The 12,336-nt window shown below is 39.6% G+C and carries 5 protein-coding genes; 2 read left to right on the top strand and 3 right to left on the bottom strand.

Annotation, left to right across the window (positions count from 1 at the left end; all coding sequences use genetic code 11):
• Positions 1-9: 9 nt before the first annotated feature.
• Positions 10-1,446: a hypothetical protein gene (locus J5X92_RS18805; RefSeq protein WP_126871772.1), complete on the bottom strand. Its 1,437-nt coding sequence runs from the start codon at positions 1,444-1,446 to the stop codon at positions 10-12.
• 244 nt (positions 1,447-1,690) lie between these two features.
• On the opposite strand from J5X92_RS18805, the gene J5X92_RS18800 reads away from it, so the two are divergent.
• Positions 1,691-2,719, top strand: coding sequence for a hypothetical protein (locus J5X92_RS18800; RefSeq protein WP_126871771.1), 1,029 nt, complete (start codon positions 1,691-1,693; stop codon positions 2,717-2,719).
• Positions 2,720-2,755: 36 nt separating this feature from the next.
• On the top strand, positions 2,756-4,627 hold the full coding sequence (locus J5X92_RS18795; protein WP_208806292.1) for a hypothetical protein: 1,872 nt from the start codon (positions 2,756-2,758) through the stop codon (positions 4,625-4,627).
• A 50-nt stretch (positions 4,628-4,677) separates the two neighbouring features.
• Here J5X92_RS18795 and J5X92_RS18790 read toward each other — a convergent pair whose 3' ends face one another.
• A complete protein-coding gene (locus J5X92_RS18790; RefSeq protein WP_208806291.1) occupies positions 4,678-7,578 on the bottom strand; it encodes a hypothetical protein in 2,901 nt (966 codons plus the stop codon).
• 79 nt (positions 7,579-7,657) lie between these two features.
• Positions 7,658-12,307 (bottom strand): hypothetical protein, encoded by a 4,650-nt coding sequence (locus J5X92_RS18785; protein WP_208806290.1) that lies wholly within the window; start codon positions 12,305-12,307, stop codon positions 7,658-7,660.
• Positions 12,308-12,336 lie beyond the last annotated feature (29 nt).

Here is a 12,336-nt window from a genome sequence, read left to right as displayed (position 1 = left end):
TCCCCCTACTTAGTTCGCTCTACTTTGCTTAAAAGCGTTGATCATTTCTTGGACACCCAATGCATCGAGGCAGCCATTGTTAAAATCACTCACGTCTACATTTTCAATATTGACGTAACCACCGAAACACGAGATCTGACCTTCAGAGATAGTGCTATTACCAAAAATGTTCACTTGAGCATTTGCCGTTATATTCAGGAAAGAGCCTTCTTCGAATATCGTTTCATTAATATAAGATGAAGCATTTTCATACATACGAACATTACCTTGAACAGTAACATTGCCAAATTCTACAAATGCGCCCTTATTAGCCTCTAACTCGTTGATGGTCGATCCCCATGCGCCTAGAGTGGATGCATGTTGAACCATGATGTTTGAAGTAACAGAGTTACTCATATTCATGTTAGAACCACTCTGCAAATCCATGAAAACAGAGACATTGGCGTTAGACAATGTGCTATCGCTGGATACGGATAGAAAGGTTGATGCATTTAATGAATATGCTTCAAAAGTAGAGCTGTACAGGTTAACTGAAGAGCTAGGGATATCGATTAGGCCCGCCACCATGCTACTTCCTCGAGAAATATCAATTCTTCCAGATTCCGCAGTTATTGATGTATCCCAACCGATCCAACCTGATGCGATATCCATGGATACTGCACTTTGCGAAGCGTTAATATTGAAATCTCCTTGTGCTCGCACGAATGCGTTTTGCAACGAAATTCCATTTTCTACATCAGTGATCGCAACATCGCCGACTATTCTTACTAAAGCACCATTTGTAGCATAGATACCAGTATTGAACCCTTCAATACTGAGGTCGGACACATACACCTGAGCGCCTTCTTGGACCCAAAGGCCTGAATACGGTGTACCGTTTATCTTTTTAATCGTGATATTAGTCAAAGAGCCCTGGCCGTTTCTTGAATAAAGGACGGGAAAATCAGATTCTGTTTCTATCGTTAAATCACTAAGATATAAGCCACCACCAAAACCACCCAATAAACCAACTTTACCGGAGATATCGTTGTCTATTATCTTAGCTGTCTCGTCTTTACCGATGATTATCACATCTTGACCGCGGACTTGGACCTCAGGATCATCTTCTGTACGCGGCTGTGCGATATCACCGTAGCAGGATCCTGCAATCTCAAAGATTAGTTGTTTTTGCTGCCAATTCGCTAAGTACGTTTCATTAAGGGCTGCCGGGTTTGCAGTACAATCTAACTCGATTGTTTCATAACCATCTTTAAGTTTTAACCCTAAAGAATGCTGTTCAAGTGAGGTTAAGCGTTGATTCAGCACATCAAAGTTTTCATTTACTTCAGAGGCCTTCGCTGGTGTAGAAGGGGTAAATATATGAGGGATAACTTCTTGAGATATGGCTGAGTGAGTCATAAATAATAGGCCAAGCGCTGATACTGCGAACTTTTTATTAGTTTTCATTGTTATACCGTTTAGTTAATTATGGAAAACTAGGACAGTCATTGAAAACTTCACCTTTAGTATCTCGAATAACTTTCCTTAGTTATGCTTAAAGATAGCACACCTTTCAACCAAGTCTATTGTTGTGACTACTTGTGTCTTACCAAGATGACTAACATGGATAAATTTGACATTAAGGCTCCATCAAGAGCGAAAATTTATGGTAGCTTAACGGCTTACCTTAATAGTTAAACAGAGGAATAAAATGGCGAAGGTATTCATCCACTTTGGGCCACCTAAAACTGGCACATCTGCAATTCAGAAGTGGTTGCTGGAAAATAGAGATGTTTTGAAAACAAAACGTATATATTACCCTGAACATGGTACTGATAAAAATGGCATAAGTTCAGGTAATGCAATGTCAATTTTTAAGAATCCGAAAGACGACAAGCTGAAACAAGCCAGACCGAATAAACTTAAACTAAAAGAGCAATGTAGAGAAAACAACTGTAATACGCTACTGCTTTCATCGGAAATGTTTATGAGGAAGCTTCCCGAGCTTGCCACTCTTTTCCCTAACGCTCAGTTTATTGGGTATATTCGCCCTCCATTTGAATTACTAGAATCCGATTATAACCAAGTCGTCAAACGACACGGTGAAACAAAATTATTTAGTGAAAACAGTCGTTCAGCCATGTGGCAATTAGATATGTTGCGCCCGTTAATTAATGATATTGGGGTGGAACGATTTACGCTAAGAGCTTACTCTCCTTCGGCTTACGTTGGTCAATCCTTGGTAAAAGACTTTTTACATACTCTCAACCCCGCCCTATCCGATTTAGCTGAGATTGACGCGGTCAAAGGCGTTAACCCCTCTTATACGCTAGAAGCTCTAGAGATAAGAAGGTGGTTAAATCAATTTGATATTGAGCCCAACATTGGCCGACAAATAGATAAGCACCTGCAATCAATCTCTACTGGAACCCGAAGTTATTCTTTAATTCCAGTTGACGAATTTGCGGCTCACAAACAAAGTTCAATTGATGCCCTAACGGCGTTTAATGATGATTACCCTATCGAATCCTTTGATTCACTTATTGAAGATATAACTAATAAGAAGCAACAAAACTATTACGAACAGACATTAACCAATGTCGACTTTACGCAGATAGTAACATCTATCATTAAATCCATCCCTGAATCGAAGGCCGCTTTTGCAAACTTAAAAGGTAAAATAAGTGGACAAATGTTTTCGACTGAACGTATCAATTTGATTGAAGAGCTTATTAAGTAAGCTCTATTTAGGCCTGTATTAAAGAATGGAGTCTTTATGAAAATTTCCTGCTCGGCGATAATTCTTTTTTCACTCTCTTTTAGTGCGCTAGCGGAGCTACCTTCGTTTGTTCTTGAAGATGAGCGTGAACTTACGACTGTAAATTTCAGGTATGCGGAAGGCAGTTTACGAACACAGAAATCCGCTGCTTGGATCAAACGGTGGGGTTCCGTTAGCGGTATTGTCCTTAAAGCTTTGAATGAAGAAGTACGTCCTTTCGAAGAGAATACTAAAACTACTCTATCTTTATTTAGAGAGCAATATCCCGACCAGTTGATGTTGTTACATTTCAATGGGCGCTCTAGACTACCGACGTTTGCGCCCGAGAATATGAAAGCTTCCGACTTCTTGTATCTTCTCGGTACTACTAACACTACCTCTATATCCGATAAAGATTCTACGAGTTTGGTTAGTGTAAGTGATGTCAAAGCTTTTAAACGTAATCGTGCCATCCAGGATGGTGTATATGATGATGTGGTACTTGTTCATAAAAATACCGATGGCACCCTAAATTGGGATAAGTATGAACATGCGAAACTTATCAAAGTCGATCCAGCTACACAGACAATTACGATAAAACGTGATTTATTAAAGCAAGGAAAACAAGCCTTTGATAAAGGCCAAGCTTACATAGCACTTCACGCTGCCAAAGGCCCATTTGATAAAACGGTAAAACAACGATTATGGGAATATAATTGGTTTTATGGAGGAATTACAAAAAGCTCTGAGTATGGACTTTCCAATCGCTTGGGTAATGAGCTAGGCACATATTTATTGGAAGATATGAGCTTTTTCAACGGTATCACTTTAGACGTATTAACTGAATACCACCAACCTAAGATTGGTGGCTACCCTGGCTCCATTGACGCCAACCAAGATGGCCTTCCTGACAAAGATGAAATTAGTTACGACCTATGGCATAAAGAAGGCGTTTACCAATTTCTTAGCGCTTTACGCAATAAGGTTAAAGATACCAAGCTTATTTTAGCGGATGGTGGTTATATTCATCAAAAGGCTGTTCACATACTAAACGGTATGGAAAGTGAAGGGTGGCCAAATAACGAAGATGGGACGTTAGAGCATTGGTCAAGTGGCCTAAACCGTTATACTTTTTGGTCTAAATTTTCTCAAAAACCATCTTTAAATTACGTAAGATTAGCGGAATATTGGACCGAAGATAGAAAGCGAAAAATTCCACCAGACAATATCCGTAGATTAACCGTAGTGGCAGCCATGATGACTGATACAGTCATTGTTCCCGGCCATCGTCCTAGAGGTATTCATTATCAAAAATGGCCAGAGTTTAAGTCACTTCGAGACTTGGGAAAGCCTATTGGCAAGTTAAAGCACTATGCCGCGGACGCTTCCATCTCGGTAAAGACCAAAGTAGGTAAGCCATCAAAAGCGCATCTAGAGTTTCCCACACTTAACTTTAGAAATAATAAAGTTTCTAGCGAGCATTGCTTTGGTGTTTCACCTAAAGGTGGACCAGTAACTGTTAGTGTCGATGCAACAAAACAGGGGGGAAAAGAAGCTACTGCAACTTTGATAGCTAAGCCTGATAAAGAGGATGCGCGCTTTAGTTTAGTTAGTAGTGAAGCGTTTACCAGTTGGTTCTACTGGGATGACATGACATCGGAGGAAATCTGTTTTGCTAGTTCAGATGGCAAAGCGTTGTCACTGAATGCGCTGAGTATAAATAATAGTGTTTTAATAAGTTATCGAGAGTATGAAAATGGAATTGTTTTCACAAACCCATTTAATAAGCCGGTGAACATCTTGCCATCTGATATTTCGGTTAGTGGAGACTACAACTTTAAGCAACTAACTGTACCTGCAGACGACATACTTATCCAAAAGAAGATGTGACATTTGGTATGGTAGCGCTATACCTTCTAGCGCTACCCTATCTCAAACTATTAGAACATTTTAGACAAGCTTGTTCCGCCCGACATGCCGTATACAAAAACACTCATACCAACAGCACTATTAATTACTATGTAGTCAGGTTTCTCATCCCACTCGGCACCCAATTCAAATTGATCGTATGACGAGCCATCCAGCGACTTGATATTTAGCTGCCAACGATTATTGACCTCTCTTTGCCCAAAAATAGCAACTTCAGCAACGTTATCACCATTTAGGTCACCTAAATACTCTACGGTCTCATTGGTCCAATTATCCGGCCACCCTATACTTGAAAGAGTGATGTTATTATCTTTTCCGTCTTTAATTACCATCTGATATTTGTCAATATCACTTCGGTAGCCCGCTACAGCGAGTTCATTTACACTATCATTATTCATATCATCAACAATATGAAACGAGGAGTTAGATGTCTCCGGCCAACTGTAAATGCCTAATGTTCCCGCTTTGTCCTTCCCGCTTTTTGTAAAGACCTGACTTCGACCATCATCTCTGCGCGTACCAAATAAACCCCAATCGTCACTTCCATCATTATTCATATCAGAAAGTCTGTGCCATGACGTATTAGACCAATTATCAGGAAAGGTGTACGAAGTATACTTTTCACCATCTACACCATCAGATAGTTTAATTTGTACTTTATTGTTAGATTTAAGACGTCCATAAAGTCCGATATCACCAAAGTTGTCACCAGTAAAATCGCTGTGCTGAAAATAGACAGTATCCGATTGTATCGATGGGTATGAATGAACCACCAACTTATCACCTGTGATGCTATCTTTAACAAAAAGTTGAGGCCTGTTATCCTCTTTAAAAATTCCTTGCACTGCAATGTCTCTAATGCCATCACCACTTACGTCATCCACAAGTAAGAATGATGGGGCTGACCAATTCGCTGGCCAAGTGTGGACTATGGTTCTATCTCCCGTTAAGCCGTCTAACGCAAATAATCTAGATTTAGGTAATCCATTGGTTTCTTCTATATAACCGAATACCGCAATTTCCTGTGCGCCATTACCATTTGTATCATCGATAATCTCAAACGATATATTTGTGAAGCTTTGAGTCCAAACCAAATTACTGATCTGAGTTCCATCAGCGCCCGAATATACTTTTACAATGAGTTCGCCAATTCCCTGATGTGCAACAAACCAGTCATTTATTCCGTCACCATCTATATCAGATAAGTTCTTAGCATCTAAAATTTGATTCGATGCACTAATATTGGCATCCAATGGGTATGGATCATCACCATCAGAAGCGCCATCCGAATCGCTATCCAAACTAGAGGGATCTGTTCCTAATAAGTATTCTTCATAATTTGTTAAACCATCACCATCTATATCATCTGAAGCATCTGATGCTTCAAGGTGATTCAGGCTAAATGAGTTTTCGAATAAATCAGGCATTCCATCGTTATCATCGTCTTCGTCTTGACTATCATTGATTCCATCACCATCGTGATCGCCTTGAAAGCCAGCACTTGTATATTCATCTTCGTACCGACTAAGATCTAGAACACCAATTGAATTTATTCTAGATTTTATAAAATTACCTTCTGTATCCGCAAACCCATCTCCATCATTATCGATGCTCGCGTAACTATGCTCTAGTACACGCGTTAATCCAGTTGAATCAGTGGCAATAGGGTACCAGTAGCGAACTCTACTTTTGTAGTAACCGCTAGTGTTGGTTAGTTGTAAAGTTACTGTATCAGAACTATCTACATGCCACTCCCAATCGCGAGTACCTGTGTATATATATGGTGAATAAGACCTACACGTCAAACCGCGGTCTAGGCTATTGTCGTTATTGAATACATAACCAAAAACACCTATACAATCTAAAAGGGCGTCATCTTCGGCTGCTCTGCCATTGAGAAATCCATTCTGAATGAAAGGAAACTGCGTCGTTAAGTGTTTAGTAAAATTTTCCGTACTGTCATCTTTTTTGATCATCACCCCTGCAAACGAATATCGAAGTTCGTTGCCATCATAAACATTTACAAGTACTTCCCATTCTTTACCATCTCTTCCATAAGGTAAATATTCATGCCTATATTCATCTGTGGAAAGAACAATTTTTTCGTCAACTTCAGAAGCCGCAAATTCTATCTGATTAGCGACTGTCATTCCTAATCCAGAAGAAATATTGCCAGTAAGATCTGCTACAATATTGGGCCCTGAAGCATAATTTATGGATTCATAATCAGTAACGAAGGGAAGCGCCCATTGCCCGCTCGTAAACTCTTCTACATCGGCTAGCAGGCTTACATCTGCACTTACTAAACGGGCCAAATAAGACACTGATGAATAAATTGTATTTTCAGTGCTAATATTCCAATTACCCGGCACGTTATCTATCATGGTTTGAGGAATTAACAGCGTTTCAAACCGTCTTTCAACAACATTTACTTGAAACTCCCCTTCAACTACTGAGAGCTCTGAAAGTGTTATAGATTCCGTACCAGAATAAATTTCCATTATTGCTGGGTTATCCGTCTGTGCTACCGAATAAGCTTCTTCTAAAAAAGCTACAACTTCATCGCCCCACCTAGCTAGATCTTCATCTCCATAGAAATAAAAATATGATATCGAATACGTACCCGGATCGTTGGTGAGTATGCTAACTTCACTATCAGAAACAGCCAAACTAGCAAGGGTATTTTCCTTTAAGTCATACCCATTGCCTAAAGATAATAAAGCTGAACTATCTCCACTTTTCTGAATAATAATATTTGGAGTTCTTCCAAACTCTGGCAAGTCTGGACTCGCATCAATCATTATACGCTCGTTGTTAGTGAATACTTCACTAAGAGAACTTGCATTAGTAAAGCTTGTCACCATTGCTAGCATTAATCCTGCCGCAACCTTCATTTTTTTTATGTTTACCATTTATTATTGCTTCCTATCCCTAGCAAAAAGCCCCAATCACAGTGTGAAATGGGGCTAAATATATAAGCAATATTACCTATTAGCGCTCTAAGTAATACTTAACTTCATTGCCGCTCAATGTATTTCCATAAATAATTACCTCATCAGCAATACTTAAGTGGCTGTTTGAAGCTGGCAATAGGCTTGGCTTAGCGGCCCAGTCTAATCCTAAAACATCTACACGATATGTATCACCGGTAGCGCCATCATTAATATTCAGTTCCCACGCCCCTGAACTTCGCTGACCTAAAATAGCTACTTCTACTTTCCCATCAAAGTTAAGGTCATTAATTACGTGTATCGATACATCACTTAGATTATTTCTCCACCCATGACTCACTAGGGTTATACCTCTGTCAGAGCCATCCTTGATAATCAATTGGTAGCGGTCGACTGAAGAGCGGTAACCGAATACCGCTAATTCTGGCACGCCATCGAGCGTCATGTCAGGAATAACCGTTAACTCAGGGCTTGTTAGATCTTCTGGCCAACTAAATATTCCTAATGTTCCTACGCGATCAGTTCCATCTTTAGTGAACAGTTGAACACGCCCATCATCCTTACTGATACCGAACATACCAAAATCAGTCTCGCCGTCGAAGTTAATATCAAATAGCTCGTGCCACGATACATCCTCCCATTTATCCGCAAAATTATAAGCTGGTAAACGGACATCTGTATCATCGCCATCGGCAATCTTTATCTGAATTTTGTTGTTAGATTTTATTCTACCAAACAAACCAATTTCACCCAGTCCATCACCATTCATGTCTGACAATTGATGGTAGACCGGTGTATTAAGTAGATCAGGATAACTAACTGTCTTTAGCGTACTGCCTGATGCTGCATCCTTAATAATAAGTTGAGGGCGATTTTCGATATAGAAACGGCCTTGCAAACCAAAATCATCTATACCATCACTATTGACATCATTAAGCTTCACAAATGACATTTCCGTCCAATTTGCCGGCCAGTTGAATGCTCTAATAGTTTCCCCCGTATAAGCATCTTTAACAAAAAGTTGAGCTTTACGTTCAACGCTTCCGTCTGTCAGTATTGTTTCAACAATACCGAATAGGCCAATATCTGCATAACCGTTAGTATTTAGATCATCTAAAACAAATACCTGAGGTTCGGCATACGTTCGTTGCCATTCAATACTTGTGATTAACTCGCTGCTAGCTCGACTGTAAACGTCAACACTGATTTCATTCTCTCCTGACATATCGCGAACATAAGCGATTAAGCCATCGTCTTGAGACCAAACGTAAGGAATAGCCATAGCCGAAAGCAGGTTCGCGTCATAACTAAGAGGGCTTGTATCGTCAATATCTAAAATTCCGTCGTTATCATCATCTTCATCGATAGCGTCAGCTAACCCATCGCCATCGGTATCTAACGGATTAAAAGAACATAAATACTCTAATTCGTCATACGAAATGTAATATGCAGTATTTTCTAAACACGTTAACGCCGAATTGCCAGTTAGATATATATATACCAATGAGGTCATGTTCTCTAACACGCTTATATCCGATATATTGTTTCCCTCCAAGCGGAGAGTATAAAGATTCATTCCTGCTAAAAAGCTAATATCAGTCAGGTTTGAACTCTCAATATCTAACCAAGTTAAATTTGGCAGTTGGGCCAACGGAGTAAAATCAACATCGTTTTGATTACGTACGCTAAAGTCAGTTAATTCCACTAATGCCGTTATCCAATCCAATTCGCCTAATGGAGTAGAGCCCAATGTGAGGGACCTTAACTTAGTCAAATTAGCTAACTTAGGTAAATCGTTAGTGATTAGTGGGAAGCTTTGTAGACTTAAGGTTTCCAACAGGATTAAGTCTTCTATAAAATCTAAGTTAGAGACAGTTTCCCCGCTTGCTAGCCATAGTGAAGTTAGATTAGTTAACTTCGAAAGCTCTGTAAGATTACCTTGGTATTCTGTGAGGTCGATTGTAACCTTTGTTAGCTTTGTTAATTCACTTATGAAATCCAAGCTAGTTGGCCTCAGTGGCCATATATCAAGGGCCGTCAAGTGAGTGAGTTTAGCTACCGGTGTTAGGTCAGTTATATTAGTTTGAGACAACGTTAGACTCTGTAAGTTTACAAACTTACTGATCCCGTCTAAATCGTCCATCGCCCCCTCATAACAATTTAGGTTTTTTACTTCGTGAAGGTATTCAGCACCCCAATTTTCCCATTCATAAATGCTGTAGGATAGACAAGTCTCTAAGCCTGTATTTTCAAATACTGCTTCGTCTATTAAAACTGGATAACTTGTCGCACTTGTTTCATCTAACCCAAATAATATTTCAGTAATATCCGCCCATCCGTCAGAGTCAGAGTCGTCATCGGTATTAAAACCACCCAAACCGTCAAACATTTGAGAATTTACATCATCCCCGTCAAGGATTCCGTCACCATCAGTATCTGAAGAGTTTGGCGAAGACATGTTTTGGAACTCTTCTAAGAACGTTAAGCCATCCTGGTCCAGATCACTGCCGGCCTCGTTATCACCAAATCTATTCTCATAAAAGTCTGGTACACCATCTTCATCATTATCCGATACTGTAAATTGAGCTAGATAGACAATATCAGTATGTGTGTTAGTAACTACTGCTTCCTCACTGTAAAACGATAAATCAAGAGGTAGCACGTCTCCTTGAAGTTGAAGCGATGTATCACCAACTGGAGACGTGAGCGTGACTATTCCTTCTGAATTGGATACTCCGCTATGGCTTGCGTACATATAATCAATATCGTGTAACCCAGCTGGACTTGAATTTCCTGAGAGCTTTATAACCAATCCTGATATTGGGTCACCGTCACTATCAACAACTTTATAAGATGCGCTTACTACAGGGACTACAAGGTTAAATTCACTATCGCCAATAACAGAGAAACTCTCAGACCGATTAACTAGGTAGTTACTACTGTATGATGTGCCAGCAGTCCAATAGTCATTATATTGGGCTTCCAATCTATACTGACCGTCGTATGGAGCTTCTATCGAATATCTTCCGTTAGAATCAACTAGGGTGTCGTCAATGAAGTTTCCATCTTTATCATAAAGCGACACTTTTAGAAGGAGCGGATTATCGACTAAGTTAGTTAACTTACCAGTTATCAAAACGCCATCTACTGGTTCGGGATCTACTACCCCACCGTCTTCATTGGGTAACGTAATTGTAAATACCTGACCTTTTTTAGATGAAAAATACTCGGCGTATATATTAGCTAATCCCGAATCATTCGGAGCCTCTACATAGAATTGTGGTAGGTTGATGGGTATGTACACTTCAAATATACCATTATGGTTGGTGGTTACACCATAGTGGTTAACGTTAGTATAAGTATCAAACTCATCTGTACTGATTTGGAAGTACTCATTGAAGGAAACTACCGCCCCTTCAATTCTATTACCCTCTTCGTCTATCACCCTCCCCCGTTGTTTATAAACTGGTAACGTGACATCTAGGAGGTAGTCCTCCACACGCTCACTACCCAACGTTAAATCTAATTCTGCCAGGTTAGAAAAATAATAAAAGTTGCTTACATTATTAGAACCGGACCATTCTGGTGACCAGTTGTATGAGTTAAGGGTATAATTACCTTCTGGTACCTTAAGGGTAACTTGTTGTGTTTCACCACTGGCACACTCGTAAACATTGATTGAGTAACTCTCGTTAGCCAATGAAAGGCATGAACCGTTTAAAGCAATATTATCGACATCGTAGACGCTAGCTTCAACGATGAAACCTTCATCTAATAACTCTTGCTCAAAAACGTTCCTAGCGCTGTCATCGGTTGTTTCTAATGATTCTATACTGGTAATAAATACGTTTGTATCGCTATTATCATGCGGGGTAAGGGAGCCAAATATGTTTTCTCCTGCTAAGGCAAGAATATCAGTGTCGTTCACACTATAACCATAAGAATATAGGCTAACGTTTTTATAAATCCCAGTTACTTCATCATACTCCCCAGTATTCTGATCTATACGCGAACTAGCATCAATTAATTCGCCATTATATAGGGCATTCAGACGTATCCTTTTCGCTGGGAACACTAAGTCTTCTTCAGTTTGACTCTCTACAATAACTTCTTGGCCATTGACACTTAAATTTACGTATTGATCAACTTCGCCATTGTCGTCAATATCTATATCATCATAGAAGCTATAATTAACGGTATAAGTCCCTTCTTCTAGAGACGTCAAGTAGGTTCCATCTTCATTTGTATACAGGGTGACTGAATTAGATGTTGAATTGTTTACGAACCTAACTTCAGCATTTGGATATATCCGCCCATTTAGATCTTGGACACTTCCACTAACTTCGAAGTAAGTGGAAGTGTCGACTTCGACTTCGCTTAGTAACCAAACGTTATGAATATTTTGAGGGCCAGAAATATCAGTGAAAGATTGCGAAAATGAAAAATCAGAAGACTCTAAACGTACCCTATATTCGCCTAAATCGACGCCAGAAATACTATATACACCATCATGATCTGTTTGAGCTGAGGCAACCTGTACACCGTTTTTAATTAAGATTACCGTTGCATCTGGATAAGTTTCATAGTCGTAATGAACTTGTCCCTTTAATTCCGCAGCTGATGCGCAAAAAGAGGTTGCAATACCGAAGGCGGTAAGAGCGAACGTTCCTTTGATTAATCGACTTTTCATTGCCGAATTCCTTTTAAAGTGAAATTTTT

The sequence above is a fragment of the Alteromonas sp. K632G genome, assembly GCF_017653625.1.
Taxonomy (GTDB): Bacteria; Pseudomonadota; Gammaproteobacteria; order Enterobacterales; family Alteromonadaceae; genus Alteromonas; species Alteromonas naphthalenivorans.
The sequence above is the reverse complement of the archived record's forward strand: the minus strand, read 5'-3'. Positions and strand labels throughout refer to the sequence as shown.

Excerpts from the sequence above, each read along its gene's own strand:
- J5X92_RS18795 (WP_208806292.1), top strand. The coding sequence starts at position 2,756 with ATGAAAATTTCCTGCTCGGCGATAATTCTTTTTTCACTCTCTTTTAGT.
- J5X92_RS18785 (WP_208806290.1), bottom strand. The coding sequence starts at position 12,307 with ATGAAAAGTCGATTAATCAAAGGAACGTTCGCTCTTACCGCCTTCGGT.
- J5X92_RS18800 (WP_126871771.1), top strand. The coding sequence starts at position 1,691 with ATGGCGAAGGTATTCATCCACTTTGGGCCACCTAAAACTGGCACATCT.
- J5X92_RS18790 (WP_208806291.1), bottom strand. The coding sequence starts at position 7,578 with ATGGTAAACATAAAAAAAATGAAGGTTGCGGCAGGATTAATGCTAGCA.
- J5X92_RS18805 (WP_126871772.1), bottom strand. The coding sequence starts at position 1,446 with ATGAAAACTAATAAAAAGTTCGCAGTATCAGCGCTTGGCCTATTATTT.